General features: G+C 36.4%; 16 protein-coding genes. 5 read left to right on the top strand and 11 right to left on the bottom strand.

What is annotated here, in order from left to right:
* Window positions 1–332: 332 nt before the first annotated feature.
* Together FCN74_RS11520 and FCN74_RS11515 are read left to right on the top strand one after the other, a co-directional pair.
* Window positions 333–665 carry a single-stranded DNA-binding protein gene (locus FCN74_RS11520; RefSeq protein WP_138932756.1) on the top strand — a complete coding sequence of 111 codons (333 nt, stop codon included), beginning with the start codon at window positions 333–335 and terminating at the stop codon, window positions 663–665.
* Between the two features lie 461 nt (window positions 666–1,126).
* Entirely contained in the window at window positions 1,127–3,175 is a 2,049-nt protein-coding gene (locus FCN74_RS11515) for a BspA family leucine-rich repeat surface protein (RefSeq protein WP_138932755.1), read from the top strand.
* A gap of 148 nt (window positions 3,176–3,323) precedes the next feature.
* Here the strand turns inward: FCN74_RS11515 and FCN74_RS11510 are convergent, their stop codons facing one another.
* From FCN74_RS11510 to FCN74_RS11500, 3 genes are all read right to left on the bottom strand, one after another.
* Window positions 3,324–4,589 carry a Y-family DNA polymerase gene (locus FCN74_RS11510; RefSeq protein ID WP_138932754.1) on the bottom strand — a complete coding sequence of 422 codons (1,266 nt, stop codon included), beginning with the start codon at window positions 4,587–4,589 and terminating at the stop codon, window positions 3,324–3,326.
* A 145-nt stretch (window positions 4,590–4,734) separates the two neighbouring features.
* Complete coding sequence (locus tag FCN74_RS11505; protein ID WP_138932753.1) at window positions 4,735–5,172, bottom strand: LexA family protein; 438 nt, start codon at window positions 5,170–5,172, stop codon at window positions 4,735–4,737.
* Window positions 5,173–5,279: 107 nt separating this feature from the next.
* A complete protein-coding gene (locus tag FCN74_RS11500; protein ID WP_138932752.1) occupies window positions 5,280–6,017 on the bottom strand; it encodes a Bax inhibitor-1/YccA family protein in 738 nt (245 codons plus the stop codon).
* A gap of 143 nt (window positions 6,018–6,160) precedes the next feature.
* Here FCN74_RS11500 and FCN74_RS11495 point away from each other — a divergent pair, with 143 nt between their 5' ends.
* From FCN74_RS11495 to FCN74_RS11485, 3 genes are read left to right on the top strand one after another with little or no spacing between them, the layout of a single operon-like run.
* The gene (locus FCN74_RS11495) at window positions 6,161–8,377 is read left to right on the top strand and encodes a RelA/SpoT family protein (RefSeq protein ID WP_138932751.1); all 2,217 of its coding nucleotides are present in this window, start codon (window positions 6,161–6,163) and stop codon (window positions 8,375–8,377) included.
* A 17-nt stretch (window positions 8,378–8,394) separates the two neighbouring features.
* Window positions 8,395–8,862 carry a Fur family transcriptional regulator gene (locus FCN74_RS11490; protein WP_138932750.1) on the top strand — a complete coding sequence of 156 codons (468 nt, stop codon included), beginning with the start codon at window positions 8,395–8,397 and terminating at the stop codon, window positions 8,860–8,862.
* Window positions 8,862–10,133: an adenylosuccinate synthase gene (locus FCN74_RS11485; RefSeq protein WP_138932749.1), complete on the top strand. Its 1,272-nt coding sequence runs from the start codon at window positions 8,862–8,864 to the stop codon at window positions 10,131–10,133. The genes FCN74_RS11490 and FCN74_RS11485 overlap by 1 nt, the downstream gene beginning before the upstream one ends.
* A gap of 3 nt (window positions 10,134–10,136) precedes the next feature.
* Here the strand turns inward: FCN74_RS11485 and FCN74_RS11480 are convergent, their stop codons facing one another.
* From FCN74_RS11480 to FCN74_RS11445, 8 genes are read right to left on the bottom strand one after another with little or no spacing between them, the layout of a single operon-like run.
* Window positions 10,137–11,741: an ArnT family glycosyltransferase gene (locus FCN74_RS11480; protein ID WP_138932748.1), complete on the bottom strand. Its 1,605-nt coding sequence runs from the start codon at window positions 11,739–11,741 to the stop codon at window positions 10,137–10,139.
* A complete protein-coding gene (locus tag FCN74_RS11475; protein WP_138932779.1) occupies window positions 11,725–12,351 on the bottom strand; it encodes a lipid-A-disaccharide synthase N-terminal domain-containing protein in 627 nt (208 codons plus the stop codon). The genes FCN74_RS11480 and FCN74_RS11475 overlap by 17 nt, the downstream gene beginning before the upstream one ends.
* Window positions 12,351–13,070, bottom strand: coding sequence for a glycosyltransferase (locus FCN74_RS11470; RefSeq protein WP_138932778.1), 720 nt, complete (start codon window positions 13,068–13,070; stop codon window positions 12,351–12,353). Before FCN74_RS11470 ends, FCN74_RS11475 begins: the two co-directional genes overlap by 1 nt.
* A complete protein-coding gene (locus FCN74_RS11465; protein ID WP_138932747.1) occupies window positions 13,067–14,017 on the bottom strand; it encodes an NAD-dependent epimerase/dehydratase family protein in 951 nt (316 codons plus the stop codon). The genes FCN74_RS11470 and FCN74_RS11465 overlap by 4 nt, the downstream gene beginning before the upstream one ends.
* A gap of 7 nt (window positions 14,018–14,024) precedes the next feature.
* Window positions 14,025–15,317, bottom strand: coding sequence for a DUF3570 domain-containing protein (locus FCN74_RS11460; protein WP_138932746.1), 1,293 nt, complete (start codon window positions 15,315–15,317; stop codon window positions 14,025–14,027).
* A gap of 16 nt (window positions 15,318–15,333) precedes the next feature.
* Window positions 15,334–15,546, bottom strand: coding sequence for a DUF4266 domain-containing protein (locus FCN74_RS11455; protein WP_138932745.1), 213 nt, complete (start codon window positions 15,544–15,546; stop codon window positions 15,334–15,336).
* The gene (locus tag FCN74_RS11450) at window positions 15,543–16,529 is read right to left on the bottom strand and encodes an FAD:protein FMN transferase (RefSeq protein ID WP_138932744.1); all 987 of its coding nucleotides are present in this window, start codon (window positions 16,527–16,529) and stop codon (window positions 15,543–15,545) included. The genes FCN74_RS11455 and FCN74_RS11450 overlap by 4 nt, the downstream gene beginning before the upstream one ends.
* On the bottom strand, window positions 16,519–16,947 hold the full coding sequence (locus FCN74_RS11445) for a thioredoxin family protein (RefSeq protein ID WP_138932743.1): 429 nt from the start codon (window positions 16,945–16,947) through the stop codon (window positions 16,519–16,521). The genes FCN74_RS11450 and FCN74_RS11445 overlap by 11 nt, the downstream gene beginning before the upstream one ends.
* Between the last annotated feature and the right edge of the window lie 61 nt (window positions 16,948–17,008).

The raw sequence follows: 17,008 nt of genomic DNA, 5'->3' as shown, positions 1-17,008 counted from the left end.
TAATCAACGTTTAATGTGTCAATAACAATATTTTCGTATTGTTATAATTCATTTTAAACTAATCATTTATAAAATTAATGAGTTTAACATCTAAAAGATTTCATATTAAACTACTATAAAAATAAATTCGTATATAAAAAATATCAACTAAATTTCATAATTATACTCTGTATATTAACATATTATCCGTTTACAATCGTTTACAAACAACAATAAACGAAAGTAAAAATTTATTTACCGAATACAACTTGCACCTCTTCTCATCTTTGTTCTGTCGTTTTTACTCAACGGCATTTTCAACAAAATTTGTTTAACCTTAAAAATTTTTAATCATGAGTAATTTAAGAAATCAAGTACAATTAATGGGAAGATTAGGACAAGATCCGGAAATCATCAACCTCGACTCCGGTAAAAAACTGGCTAAATTCAGCTTAGCCACTAATGATTACTACACCTCTGCTAAAGGTGAAAAGGTCGAGCACACCGACTGGCACAATGTTGTGGCCTGGGGAAAAACTGCAGACATCATTGAAAACCACGTGACCAAAGGTCAAGAAATCCTCGTTGGTGGTAAACTGACTACGCGCTCTTATGAAACTAAAGAGGGTGAAAAGCGCTACATCACCGAAGTGGTGTGCAACAATTTGGTGATGACGCAGAAGTAAACTCAAGATTTACTTTTATAAATAAACCATTGGTTTGGCATATCATTTTTGGAATAGCTTTAAACCGGTGGTTTATTTTTTCTAATGGTCTTCAATAATTTTTATAGTATAGTTACTCAAGCTAGTGTTCATTTATTATATTGAAATTTTATTTATATATCTATTTATAATCATTTTATTTTATATTTTAATGAAACTTTATTTCGTGTCCTGTAATTACCTGAAGTGGGAGTAATTCATTTTAGCTAAATATGTTAAAATATAATTTATGAGTAGGAATTTTGCACAGTACATTGTCAAATTAATAGAATAAAACTATAAAAATCATCTCTTAAAATACATTTAAGCCTTAGCAAAGTTTGCTAATATTCTTAAACATAAGATGAAAAAACACAAACTTAAGAGTTCTATTTTTTTTGAATCAACACCATAAAACATAAGTTGGCATTAAATATTAAATTATGAAAAACAATCTCATTCTTTTTTTATTTTTTATTGTATTTACCACGTTTTCTGAAGCTCAAGACTTTATAACGACTTGGCAAACCATTAATGGTCAGACTTCCATCAGTTTTGGTGTAGAGACAACAGGCACAGTATCCTACACATGGGAAACTTTACCACCAGCTGCACCCGCTTCCGGGTCCGGTACTTTTCAAGGTCCGGTTGTAACAATTTCAGGTTTACCGGCAAATGTTGATTTTCGTTTAGAAATTGAACCACAAAATTTTAAACGCTTTCTCATCGGAGGTGGTAATCCAGCCCCTTTTTCTTTCTTATTTTTAGAAATCAACCAATGGGGCGATGTCGCCTGGAGTAGTATGGAAGATGCTTTTGGTGGGGTGTTCCTCGTCTCAGCTAGTGATATACCAGATTTGTCTAATGTGACCAGTATGAAAAATATGTTTGCAAATAGCCAATCGCTTAACTCGCCTTTTAACCTCAATTTTTGGGACATTTTAAATGTAACAAATCTATCAGGCATGTTTTTTAACTGTGATAATTTTAATCAAGCCTTAAGCCAATGGGACACCTCAAATGTGACTGATATGTCAAGCATGTTTGAAGAAGCCCGAAGTTTTAATCAAAATATTGGGACTTGGGACACGTCAAATGTCACCGATATGAGTAAAATGTTTAAAGAAGCCAGCAGTTTTGATAATAATATTGGTAATTGGAATACCGCTAATGTAACCAATATGTCTGAAATGTTTAATGGTGGATTAAACAGCGGGTTTGAATATCAATTCAACAAAAATATTTCTGCCTGGAATACCGCAAATGTCACTGATATGTCTGCCATGTTTAAGGGTGCCACTCTATTTAACCAAAATATTGGGTTTTGGGATACTTCTAATGTAACCGACATGTCCGAAATGTTTAATACAGCAACGTCATTTAATCAGAATATTGGCAACTGGGACACTTCAAGCGTAACCGACATGTCACAAATGTTCTTTAATAATCCGAGTTCCTTAAATGAAGAACCATTATCATTCAATAATGGTGGTAGTCCATTGATTGAAAATTGGGATACTACAAACGTCGTAAATTTCTCCAATATGTTTTTTAAAGCTGAAAACTTTAATTATGACTTAGGGAGTTGGTCGCTCGCTCAAGCCCAAGACCTAACGGGTATGTTAGATCAATCGGGTTTAGATTGTAATCAATATTCTTCAACCTTAATGGGTTGGAGTAACAATTCCAGTACACCAGATAATTTAATCCTTGGCGCATCTTTATTAAAATACACCTCTGACGCTTTACCGTCCATCAACAATCTTTTGTTTAATAAAGGTTGGGGCATCTCTGGTCATGATATTGTCAGTACCATACCTGAATTTAATATTGACACAATTTATTGTGAAGGTGAACCATCGCCCAACTTTCCCAGTGTGTCTAATGATGGTATTAATGGAAGCTGGTCACCGGCTTTTGACCCCAATCAAACAACAACTTACACCTTTACCCCAAATCCTAATGAATGCGCTTTGAGTACAACATTAACGGTGACAGTCCTCGATGGTATTGACACACCAACAGGGAATAGCCAACAAACAGTTTCCTCCGGTTCTACGATTTCAGATTTAGTCGTGATTCCGTCAACCGTAATTTGGTATGCGACTTTACAAGATGCTTTAGACAACGTTAATGCATTAGCTTCAAATTTTATCCTTGAAGATGGTGAAACCTATTATGCGGTCAATGATAATGGCCAATGCAGAAGTCAGCCATTTGCTGTAACTGTGACCATTACTTTGAGTGTAGAAAGTAAAGATTTTAAAAATTTAAATTATTATCCAAATCCTGTAGGTTCAACACTACATATTTCTAATAATTTACCTTTAAAACAAGTCCTTATTTATAATATTTCAGGACAACTTTTAATTAAAAAATCATTTAATGATACTGAGATTAATTTAGATTTAAACACGCTCCCTCAGTCAACTTACATCGCTAAGATTAAAACAGATGGGCAGTCTACCCAATTTAAAATTATAAAACAGTAAGCCGAAAATTTAAATTCAAATTTTACAGTGGCTCCTCATCGGCGTAGGGATTGTGATTCGGCAAGCTCATCAACCCGTAGAATGTATTCTATAAATATTCTTGCCGAAAGCCCGGTCACGCCCATAGGCGTGAACACCCCAAAACATTTTACACCTTTACCACAATACTTTCCTTAATCGTCGTACTGTAACGTTGCGAGAGGCGTTCCTGGCGCATTTTCCATACCCGGCCTAAATCCTGACTGCCAAACTTGACCTTATGTCGGCCGATGTTTTGGTTTAAATGATCAATGTGCTGCATGAGCTGATGATGTTTGGGGTTCTTTTTAGAAAATAAATTGAGTTGCTCGGTATCCTCAGGCTGTAATTCCATCACGATGACACCTGCTTTTTTGTAGTGGTATTCGGGTTTGTAGAGACGGTCAAGGGCTTTTATGGCGTACTTCACCAAATCAATACTGGAATGGGTTGGGTATTCGGTTTTAATGACGGTACTGCGGTGGTATTGTGCTAGGTCTTGCCGGAACTTGTTGGTCCGCAAAAAGACGTGCACCATTCGGCAGTAGCTGTGTTGCCGCCTGAGTTTTTCAGCACAACTGATGGCAAAACTACTCACCCGCTCACGGATGATATCGTAATCGCTGTACTGCTTATCGAATGAGCGTGTGGTCGCAATGGCCTTTTTGGTCGCCACGTCTTCTAAGTCTAACGTGGGTTTGCCTTCCAGTTCTTTTTTAAGCCGAAGTCCCACCACGCTCATCTGTTTGCGCACCCAGCTGTCCGACAGTTGTGTAAAATCATAAGCCTTAAAAATAGATTTGGCCTTAAGCCGATTGGCGTGCTGGCGACCAATACCCCAAACATCATCAATGTCGAGCCATTTCAAAGCTTTAAGCCGTTGGGCCTCAGTTTGCATCACGTACACACCTCCGGTTCTGTCTGCAAATTTCTTGGCGATCTTATTGGCAATTTTACTCAACGCTTTGGTTGGCGCCACACCAATACTCACCGGAATGCCCGTGTGCTTGTCCACAGTGGCTTTAATGTGTCGGACGTAAGCTTCAAAATCGTAATAATCAAATCCGCTAAACTTCAAAAAAGCCTCATCTATACTGTAAACCTCGACATCGGGCGTGAATTGTGAGAGCGTGTTCATCACCCGCTGACTCATATCGCCGTACAAGGCATAATTGGATGAAAACACGTGGATGTTATACTTTTCAAACGTTGGCTGATACTTAAAGGCCGGCGCGCCCATCGGTACGCCAAGTGCTTTCACTTCGTTACTTCGTGCGATTACACAGCCATCGTTATTGGATAAAACGGCAACAGGCTTGCCATTGAGACTCGGGTTGAATACTCGCTCACAAGAGGCGTAAAAATTATTGCAATCCACAAGCGCAAAAAGTTCCATGGTTTTTTCGTTGTTTGTCTTTTTTGTTCGTTTTTAGTTGGTGGTTGTTTGTTGGTGGTTATTGGCTTACAGTATTCTATTCATCATTCACTACGCACTATTCACTACACACTACTCACCACTCACTACTCACTACTCACTACCACTACATATTCTTAATCACACAGGTGACCACGCCCCAAATAATAAATTCATTATCTTCGGTAACTTTTAGGGGCTTGTATTTTTTGTTTTCGGGCATCAGCCACAAGCTGTTGGTCTCAAGCTTAATGCGTTTTACCGTAAACTCGCCATCGATAAAGCACACGGCAATCTTGCCGTCCTGAGGTTGGAGCGATTTATCGATGATAAGCAAATCTCCGTCATCCAGACCTGCACCGGTCATGCTATCACCACGTACACGACCATAAAACGTCGCATAAGGATGTTTAATCAGTTCTTTATTCAGGTCGATGCTCAGGTCTAGAAAATCGTCGGCCGGACTAGGAAAACCGGCGCTAATACCTTGGTCGGCTAAAGGGAGATTGACCAAATGATTATAATCCGGTTGATATAATTGTATGGCTGATAAACGGTCTTGCATTGTCTTCGTCTTTTTGAAGACAAATTTAGGAAATATTCCGTTTATTTGGATATATTCCAATACAGTTTAACATCTGTTTGAAGTCAAATGCTAACCTGGTCAAAAAATTACCGTCTGGATTTTCCCAACAGGCGTAAGATCTCAAGGTAAAGCCAGATCAGCGTGACCATTAAGCCAAAAGCACCGTACCACTCCATGTATTTGGGCAATTGTTTTTCTTCACCTTTATCGAAAAAATCAAAGTCTAGAACTAGGTTTAAAGAGGCGATAACAACCACCACAACGCTAAATCCTATACTCATGATGCCACCGCCATGGATATATGGAATTTGCACACCAAAGAACCCTAGTACAAAACTCAAAACATACACCAAAGCGACACCACCTGTAGCAGCAATAACGCCCATTCGAAACTTTTCAGTGACTTTTATGATTTTGTATTGGTACAAACTGAGCATGACTAAAAGAATACATAGCGTGATCAGTATAGCTTGTAGAACAATGCCATCGTACAAATTTTCATAAAGCATGGATATAGCGCCTAAACAAACGCCTTGAAAAACCGCATACAGTGGAGATAACACCGGCGCCATAGTTTGCTTAAAAATAATAATTAAAGCCGTGATAAACCCGGCAATAGCGCCTCCTATGGTCAACGCTTGGGCTAATGAAGGATTTGATGCAGCCATAGACCAACTCACGCTTCCTGTTAAAACAACAATAGCTAAGAGCAACAGTGTTTTCTGTACTGCGCCTTTGGCGGTCATAGGAGTATCGGTTGATAAACGTTCTACTTTTAATCTTTTGTCGGATAGTGCGGGATTTCCAGATTTGATAATGGCCATGGTTTGATATCATAAAATTAAAAAGTTGACTAAAATAGTCATTTTTTTAAAATTCATAACTCTGTAAAAACTCTAAACTAAACAAAACCATAAAAAAACCTTGAAATGATTGGCGTATAATTAAAATTTTCTAAATTAGTTTTATGCTTACTGAAGAATATATCGATAAGGAGAATAAAGAGATTGCCAAGCAGTATAAAAAACTATTGCGCATCAGTTATCGGTCGTTAAGTAAAGACGATAAAGCGCAAATCAGAAAAGCTTTTGAAATTGCCTTAGAAGCCCATAAAGACCAAAGGCGCAAATCTGGCGAAGCTTATATTTTTCATCCGATTGCTGTAGCCCAAATCGTAGCTTCAGAAATTGGTCTTGATGCCACTTCTATTACCGCAGCTCTCCTCCACGATGTGGTTGAAGACACCGAATATTCATTGACCGATATCGAACAGCTGTTTGGTGAAACTGTAGCAAAAATTGTAGACGGTCTCACCAAAATTTCTAGTCTAAAGAAAGAAGGCGACATCTCACTTCAAGCAGAGAATTTCAGAAAAATGTTGCTGACTTTAAATGATGATATCCGCGTGATCATTATAAAAATAGCTGATCGTTTGCACAACATGCAAACCATGGATGCCATGCGCCCGGATAAACAAGTCAAAATCGCTTCTGAAACTTTATATATTTATGCGCCGCTCGCCCATCGAATTGGGCTTTACAACATTAAAACAGAACTTGAAGATTTAAGTTTAAAATACACTGAACCTGAGGTTTATCAGGACATAGCTGACAAGATAAAGGAAAGTAAAGAAGAACAAGATCAATATATTAAAGACTTTAGTAGCGTCATATCAGAGGCCTTAGACAAAGAAAAACTGAATTATGAAATCAAAGGCCGACCCAAATCCATCTACTCTATTCGCAAAAAAATACAGGCTCAAAACATCAGCTTTGATGAAGTTTATGACAAATTTGCGATTAGGATTATCTACAAATCTGATGTGGAAAACGAAAAGTTTTTGGCCTGGAAAATTTATTCTATCGTTACCGACTTTTTTAGACCTAATCCAACACGCTTACGCGACTGGATTTCTTCGCCTAAATCAACAGGTTACGAAGCCTTGCACATTACCGTCATGGGTCCAAAAGGCCAATGGGTTGAAGTGCAAATTCGCAGCGAACGCATGAACGAAATCGCCGAAAAAGGCTATGCCGCACATTACAAATACAAACACGGAGACAAAAATAACGACTATGGCTTAGACCAATGGTTATCAAGACTGCAAGAAGCTTTAGAAAACAATGCGACCAACGCCGTAGATTTTGTTGAGCAATTTAAACTCAACCTTTACGCCAAAGAAATATTTGTATTTACACCACAAGGGGAGTTAAAGTCTTTACCTAAAGGAGCGACAGCTTTAGATTTTGCTTTCCATATCCACACGGATGTCGGTTTAACCACGCGAGGCACAAAGGTTAACGGCAAACTCACGCCCTTGAGTCACGAACTAAAAAGTGGTGATCAAGTTGAAGTCATTACTTCAGCTAATGCTAAACCCACAGCTAACTGGCTAGATTTTGTGACCACAGCTCGTGCACGCTCAAAAATTAAAACGGCCTTAAAAGAAACCAAAAAACAAATCGCAGAAGAAGGCAAGGAAATCCTTAAACGAAAATTGCGCTCACAAAAAATTCAGCTGAATGAAAAAACGGTCAACGAGTTGGTGAACCACTTTAAACTTAAAACCAGTTTAGACTTGTTTTACCGTGTAGGCAAAGGCACTATAGACAATAAAGAACTTAAAAATTTTGCGTCTCAAAAAAACAATGCCCTAGTTTCTTTTTTTAAGTCGAAAATCAGACGAACTTCAACGCCGCAAAACAAAAATATTGACGAAGACGAAATTTCATCCAACTACGACCAGCTAGTTTTTGGCGATGATGAAGAGACTTTTGATTATACCCTTGCCAAATGTTGTAACCCTATTCCCGGCGATGATGTGTTTGGCTTTTTAACGGTCAATGATGGCATCAAAGTGCATAAAAAAGATTGCCCCAATGCCATTCAATTACAGAGCAATTATGCCTACCGCATACAAAAAGCCAAATGGATAGATTCTACCGAAGAAGACTTTAATGCTAAGCTTAAACTATCGGGTATTGATAACTTAGGCCTTGTCAGTCAAGTCACCAATCTCATTTCAAAAAGTTTAAATGTGAACATGAAAAACCTCAATTTTTCAAGCAAGCATGGCATCTTTAATGGCGAAATCACCGTGACCATTAAAAACAAAAAAATCCTCAATCAATTGATTGACAAATTGAAAAAAATAGACGGAATTAATAAAGTAAGCCGTGAATAAAGCTTAAATTTGCAATTATGGAAAATTTGAAAAATGTAGAACAAAACAATCAGGCTATTGTAAAAAATGTGTTTAGCACATATTTAGAAGAAAACAAACACCGCAAAACCCCAGAACGTTTTGCGATTTTAAAAGAAATATATGAAAATCAAGAGCATTTTGATATTGAGTCGTTGTATATCACGATGAAAAACAAAAATTATCGAGTGAGTCGAGCAACGCTTTACAACACCATTGATTTATTGTTAGACTGTGGCTTGGTAAGAAAACACCAATTTGGCAATGCACAAGCCCAATACGAGAAATCTTATTTTGACAAACAACACGACCACGTTATTCTTTCAGATACTAACGAAGTGATAGAATTTTGTGATCCCCGCATAGAATCCATTAAAAAAACAATTGAAGAAGTGTTTGACATCAGTATAGATAAACATACGCTATACTTTTATGGCAAACGCAACCAACCAAAGGACAATTCATAATGACAATAGACTTACTACTTGGCCTACAATGGGGCGATGAAGGTAAAGGTAAAATCGTTGATTACCTCACTAAACAATACGACATCATTGCACGATTTCAAGGCGGTCCGAATGCCGGGCATACCTTAGAGTTTAACGGCATCAAGCACGTTTTACACACCATTCCATCGGGAATTTTTCACCCTAAAGCGACCAATGTTGTGGGCAACGGCGTAGTGATTGATCCAGTAATTTTCAAAAAAGAACTTGAAGGTCTTGACAAATACGATGTAGATTACACGAAATCTTTGTTAATTTCAAGAAAAGCGCATCTTATCCTTCCAACACACCGTTTATTAGATGCGGCTTCTGAAACCGCTAAAGGCAAAGCCAAAATTGGCTCTACCTTAAAAGGGATTGGCCCAACCTATATGGATAAAACCGGGCGAAATGGCATTCGTGTTGGCGATTTAGAGTTTGATGACTGGAAAGATAAATACCGCCAATTGGCCGATAAGCATCAGGCCATGATCAAATTTTACAACGTCGATGTGCAATATGACTTAAACGAACTTGAAAATGAATTTTTTGAAGCCGTCAAAAAAATCAAAACCCTTCAATTTATCGATTCTGAAGAATATCTTTTTCAAGCTATCAAAAACAACAAAAGTATTTTAGCTGAAGGCGCTCAAGGTTCACTTTTAGACATTGATTTTGGGACTTATCCTTATGTCACGTCATCCAACACTACTGCTGCCGGAGCGTGCACAGGACTTGGCTTAGCGCCAAATAGAATTCAAAAAGTATTTGGCATTTTTAAAGCTTACACCACACGCGTGGGTAGCGGCCCATTTCCTACAGAATTGTTTGACAAAAACGGTAAACAAATGGCTAAGGTTGGACATGAGTTTGGCGCAACTACGGGCAGACCTCGGCGTTGCGGTTGGCTCGACTTAATTGCTTTAAAATACGCTGTAGAAGTCAATGGTGTCACCGACTTAATGATGATGAAAGCTGATGTATTGAGCGGTTTTAAAACCCTAAAAGTGTGCACGGGTTATCACTACAACGGTAAAGAAATTTCGCATTTACCTTATAACCTCAGCGCTGATGACCTTAAGCCGATTTATAAAAGTTTTAAAGGATGGTCTGAAGACATTTCAAAAATTACCGAATTTGATAAACTTCCCCAGAATTTAAAAGATTATATTGCTTTTATAGAAGATTTTGTAGAAGTCAAGGTCAAAATCGTCTCCGTAGGGCCAGATCGGAAAGAGACGATATTGCGGTAGACCTTATTGAGTTTTGGATAGAGGTTTAAATTCATATACATTTATAATAAAGCGTTTACGCCTTCTATCGCCTTTCCTGTAATAATTTCTATCAAAGGTTTTGACTTCAGCCTGTTTTATGATTTCAGGATATTGAGATTTAAACTTCTCGATAAAATTATGAGAAACAATAACTCTAATGGGATTTTTATAATCTTGATCTTGATTTAATAGTGGAATAACCTCACCATATTCCCAGAAGATTTCCGGCTCTAATTTTTTGAAATAAAAAGTCGGGATATCTTTATTTATAAGCTTTTCAGCGTTTATCGGATTGTAATTTGGATTTTGCTTAAATAACGATACGCCGCTTTGACCAATTAAAGTTATCATCAATATCAATAGAATATTAGACCAAATAAGCTTTGAAAAATGTCTTCGCTTTAAATTAATAAAGGTGTAAGAGACTATAAAAAGGCTAATGACACCCATTATGATATAAATATAGAGATAATCCTGAAGTTGGATACCTACAACAAAAGGTGCAACCAAGACACCTAAACCTACCAACATAATGATGCAGTAGTGAACAAGGTGAAAAATTTGCGAGAGTTTGTCGCGCTTATGAGCCATTAAATACTGTAGAACCAAAGCGGTATTTAAAGCTAAAGGAATCAACACCGGAACGAGATAGCGTGGCTTCTTTTCAGGAATCACAGACAACAAAACTAAAGCGACAATGGTCCACAAAAAGGAAAATTTATAAACTTTAGTGTTTTTAAGTTTATTTATAAAATACGGATAAGCCAAACTCAACAAAGCCGGAATAGTCCAAATGCCTGATTGGATAAAGAAACTCCAGTAGTAATAAAACGGTTTAACATTATAACTTGTCCAATTTTTGGTTTCGGTTTTAGCAATTTCTGTAAAGACCTCCGGGTCTGCCAAACGCACAAAGGCATACCAGGAGCCGCCGATGATAAAACCTAATATTAAAAAAACGAATATTTTTAAAATATTATTTTTGAAGTTGACTTTAAAACTTAAAAAATAAGCCAATATAAAGGGCAAAAACAAGGCGTAAAGACTTACCGGTCCTTTAGATAAAATGGATAAACCTAAAAACACACTACCGACTAAAACATTCTGCCAATTGATACTCGGAAAGTTCTTAAACACATAAAACAAGCCCATCAACATAGTAACATGTGTATAAACATCTGATGGTGCTTCAAACCGAATAACGATATAATAAAATGAAGTGGCTAAAATGACAGCAGCGTAAAACGCTATTTTTGTAGAACTCCAAATTCTGATGAGTTTAAAAAAATAAACCATGCCTAAAATAGAAACAATACTGGTTGGAATACGATAAGCCCAAACATTATTCAATCCAAAAATATACGCAAAAGGCGTTGTAAACCATGCCGGAAATGGGGGCTTTTCATATCGAGGTAAATCGTTCATGGTGGTTAAAATCCAGTTCCCTTCCGTCAGCATATCTCGAGCAACGGTGAAGTTACGAGCTTCCATGATAGACACTTGCAAATCAACCAAATTGAAAGCATAAAGCCCTAATCCGATTAAAATGAGTAAGGCTACCGGATATTTGTCAATGGGTTTCTTCACCTTTTATCAGTTTTAAATTTCTTGTATAAATAAAAATACCGGTAGAGTGACCAATTATCAACACTGGATCTAATCTTAAAATACCATAAGTTAAAATCAATAATGACCCTAAAAGACTAATAAGCCAAAACCCCTTGGGAAGACTTGAAAATTTTTTCTTTTCTGAATAAATCCATTGATAAATAAACCTGAAGGTAAATAAGAGTTGCGCAACAATACCAAGAATTAAAAGATAAAGCGGAATGTTTTTGGTATTGAATAAATTTTGAATATCCATGGTGTTGTTATTGTAATAGTAAACAATTATCAATGCAGGAAACAACCATAAAAACACTCGACTTATCTTAGGAAATTTATGCCAGTGACCTTCGAGCTGAATATTTCTAATATAGATAAAATAAGTTAGAGATTGGCCAAGCATTATAGCAAAATCGTGTCTCAAGTAACCGTATACAAATAACAAAATAGATGCCAGCAAACTCATCTGCCAAAAAAATCGGGGAGCAACGACTTGCTTTTGTTTTTCCGAGGCTATCCATTGGTAGAAGGTGCGACTCGAAAATAAAAGTTGCGCTAAAAATCCAACACTGTATATCATTAAACTTGACATCAAGATTTTTCTTGAATTTGATAATTAATGTATTTTTTCTTCATCCACAAATACACAAAACAATCTAATAGTGGTCCAAGTAAACGATTCCATAGTCCAAATTTAGATTGACCTGCCAATCTTGGATAATTTTGAATATCAACTTGTTTGACTTTGCCATTTTGAAGCATTATCATCGCTGTCAGGAATCGGTGTAAACCTTTGAACATTGGTATTCGTTTGGCGTATTCCGTTTTAATAATTTTTAAAGGACATCCAGTGTCGTCCATACCATCGTGAGTAAAGGCTCGTCTTATGCCATTAGCAATTTTTGAACTCATATTTTTAGTAAAACTGTCTTTCCTGCTGTGATTTCTATTACCCGTAACCAAATCATAGTCATCTATATATTCTAATAACAATTCAAAGTCTTCAGGATCGGTTTGTAAATCAGCATCGATATAACCGGTTAAAGAAGAATTGACGTGGTCAAAGCCTGCCTTTATTGCGGCGCTTAAGCCTTTATTCTGAGTAAAACTGATATAATCAAAACAATGTGAGTTTTTACATATTGACTTTAGTTTTTCTAAACTTCCATCAGACGAGCCGTCATTTACAAATAAGGCTTTTACAGCCACAGAAGCCTTTTGAAAATATTGTGATAGCGCATCTTTTAAACGCTGTATGTTTTCGCTTTCATTATAAATTGGAACAATAATTGTCAGTTGTTCATTACTCATACCGATGATTTCTTTTGAGACTGTATCCAATCAACTTGTTTTGATATGCCTTCTTTAAAAGAGGTTTTAGGCTGATAATTTAATAATAGTTTAGCTTTATCTATAATAGCTTGAGTCTCTTGTTGGTCACCAGGTCGAGCAGGTAAGTTATCAAGTTGAATATGTTTTTTTAATATCTTTTCAACATTTAATATGCCTTCCTGTGTGCTGTGCTTTTCAAAATGACCCAAATTAATAATTTCACCGTCTATAGCATTATGAACTTTTAATGCGTTATAAATTCCCTTGACAATATCACCAACATAAGTGTAACTTCTAAAATGTTTTAGACTTCCTTCATAGAGCGGAAATTTTTTATCATTTAAAGCACATTCAATAAGCTTCGTAAATAACTTATCAGGCCTTTCACGCGGTCCATAAACCGAATACAATCGAAACGAAGAGGCCTTTAAATTCTGTTGACGACTTTCTGACAAAACCATCTGCTCTGCTGCTAATTTTGTAACACCATAACTTGAAATAGGTTGAGGTGCAACCGTTTCTGAAACTCTAGCATATTTTCCATAAACTGAAGATGTGCTGATGTTAAAAAAGTGCTTTAAATGTTTTTGCTGTTTTGCAAATTGAATAAGTTGATAGGTTGCTAAAATATTGTTATCTACATAACTTTGAAAGGTTGAATCCTTTGAAAGACCTGGTTGGGCAGCAAAATGGATAATAAAATCAAAATCTTTGTCTAAATCTTGATATTGTTCAGGAAAACGTAAATCAGCTTTTATAAATTTTACACCAGTATCAGTTATGGATTCCGCATTATGTTGTTTTAAACTAACATCATAATAGTTTGATAAGTTGTCTAAACCATAAACCTTGTAATCTTTTAAAGCCAAATATTCAGCTGTATGAGAACCTATAAAACCCGCTGCACCAGTAACTAAAACTTTCATTGTATATCTATTTTAATGCTGAAAAGCTCAAACCAATTGATGTAAAAAACGCATCAAAATTCTGCGAAGTTCTAGAGTATTGATTAAATTCTATATTGATACTTTTTAACCCAAAGCCTCCAACTCTAAATTTATTTAATGGGTCGTAATATTTAAAACCTATGCCGTATTGATGCGCATCATAATCTGCTAAATCAAAATCTGAAGTGTAATATTCATCTGTTGACAAAGCTTGATTAAATCCGTTAAAGTAATCCGCTTCGGTTTGTGTATAATATCGATATGAGGGATATAAAGTGTAGTTCATTCCTAATTTTATAGGAAGTTCAAGTTCAAATGTGTGAGAATTTATACCCCAATCATCCGTATAAAATCGGTAATAGCTTCTCAAAATAAAGTTTTCAGTGAGGTAAAAATTAGTTCGATTTGCCAAGGCAATTTTTAACCTTGAATCGGGTAATTTTTCTACATCATTTCCTAACGTAAAATCTTCAACCACAGTATCTTCAATATCGGCAAACATTACTCTTTGATGTGGTGTAGACAATAATCCATCTTGCAAAACAACATCTGAAATAAATGAGGTTTGAATAGTTTTTGATAAAATTTGAGAGAAATTTATACCCAAATTATAGGAGTTTCTGTTAGTATCAGCAAATTCTTCAAAGTTAGGAGCAAAATTTGTAGTGCCTGTAAATTCAAAATTATTCGGATTAAAACCATCTCTAAACTCAATCGGGTATTGTGGATTCCAAAAATCTATAAACACATTACCACGCAATTGAACCTCTGTATTTTTTTCATTGAATAATCGCGTATAACTTCCTCCAAAACCAATTGAAGTATAGTCATATTCAATGGCAAATGAAGAATTGGCTGTCCAAATGGTATTCCTATCATCTGAAGAATGACTGTAGTTGGCAGAAAGCCCAAACCATGTGTCTTTTCGAGAATCGCCTGTAGATTCTACAAATGCATTGGCTCGACCATTACCATCAAAAGGATCAATATTACTTGATGAAGCCGATGTATAAGCAGATACAGATGCATCTATGGTTAAAACATCATCATCGTTAAGCGGGATAGCCACATTGATAATTGGGGCTAAATCTGTAAGCTCTTCTGTGCCACGACCACCGGTGACTGCTGCATTGTCGCCATCTTGTGAATAATAACTGGATAAGACTTTGATTTCCATCTGGTCTAAAACCCGTTTTTTATATTCAATACTATCTTGTGCAATGGATTTCATTGAAACTCCAAAGACTAAAAGACTCACAAACAAAAGTTGATATTTCATATTTAATTTTATAATATTAATTACATCCACAGCCACCACCTGTCTTTCCGCCATTAGCTCCAGCTGAAGCTTCTCTGTAAGATTGAAATGTAGATTTCATCTTGGTGGCATCGCTTTGTGACAGCTGCATATCAGGGTCGTTGAGTTTGACTTTTTCGTATTCTTTTACCGCAACACAAGAGGTCAGCAATAAAAAAACAAGCGTGATTAAACTGATTTTCTTTATCATTTTGATTTAATTTTTATTTTATTTGAAAGCACCAATGTTCCATCGTCTTTAACAATTATAGCTTCTACACCAGGAAGTTGATTGATAAGGTTTATGCCCACTTCACTGCCCATAACAAATATTGAAGTTGCCAAGGCGTCAGCGAGTTCGGCCTTAGGAGCAAAAACGGTGGCACTGATAATCCCTTGAGTTGGCATGCCTGTTCTCGGATCAATAATATGGGCATAACGCTGGCCGTCAACCATTATAAATTTTTCGTAATTTCCTGAAGTCACAACCGCTTCACGGTTCAAATCAAACAAACCGAAGTTTTTAGTTTTATCCATCGGGTTGGTGATGGCGACCTTCCAAGCTGAACCATCAGGTTGAGTTCCCCAAGTATTCATATCGCCAGAAGCGTTGATAATACCTCCGCTTACACCTTTTTCTACCAATAAAGCTTTGGCTTTATCTGCAGCATAACCTTTGCCAATAGCGCCAAAACCGATGCGCATGCCTTTGTATTTTAAAAATACAGTTTGATTTTTTTCGTCGAGAACAATATTTTGGTAACTAATATTTTTTACTGAGGCATCAATTACATCTTGACTCGGCCAAGTGGTTTGCTGACCTTTAAAAGAAAAAATATGCTCTATAGCGGCAAAGCTGATGTCAAAAGCACCATCGGTGAGTTGAGAAATGCCTTTTGAACGCTTGATTAGATCAAATAATTCCTTATCGACTTTGACAGGCTGAATTCCTGCATTGCGATTGATGGCAGAAGTTTGTGATTCAGGCTTCCATGAAGAGATAAGTTTTTCTATGCGGTAAATTTCATTTACAGCTGTATCGATATAGGCTTGTGCTTGGGTTTGGTTTTGGGCAACAACAGTAATATCAAAATTGCTTCCCATTAAGCCTAAAGAACGCTTATGGATTTCTTGAGCTTCAATGCTAAACTGAAAGCCAATACAAAACATTAAGATGTATACTTTAGTAATCATTTATGGCTTTTATATAAGATTTAGGGTCAATATTTTTGTAACCGAGTTGATTAAGGACTTCTCCATGAGCATCCATTAAAACCACAAAAGGAAAATAGCCTTTTGGGTTGTAATTTTCGGCAAGCCTATTATTGTGTTTTTGTTGTTCTTTTGAAGGTTGATTTTTTTTAAGTCTCGGAAAGTCGGCTCTTAAAAGCACTAAATTGTCTTTTGCGTAATCTTGAAAATCTTGAGAGTTCCAGATTTTCTTTTCAAGTTTTATACAGGGTGCACACCAATCTGAACCAGAAAACACGAGTAAAATATGTTTGCTTTCATTTTGGGCAATTTCTTTAGATTGTTCTAAGTTTAGTTCCCAGTTTTGAGCACTCAAGGTCAGGCTGATGAACAAAAGTAATGTTTGAAAAATAAGTTTCATTATCTTGTATTTTATACAAAGATAACGTAGCATATAGGGTCTTAATGTGTGGTATTGTGTA

Origin of the sequence: Mesohalobacter halotolerans, assembly GCF_006120725.1 — a bacterium.
Lineage (GTDB): Bacteria > Bacteroidota > Bacteroidia > Flavobacteriales > Flavobacteriaceae > Psychroflexus > Psychroflexus halotolerans.
The sequence above is the reverse complement of the archived record's forward strand: the minus strand, read 5'-3'. Positions and strand labels throughout refer to the sequence as shown.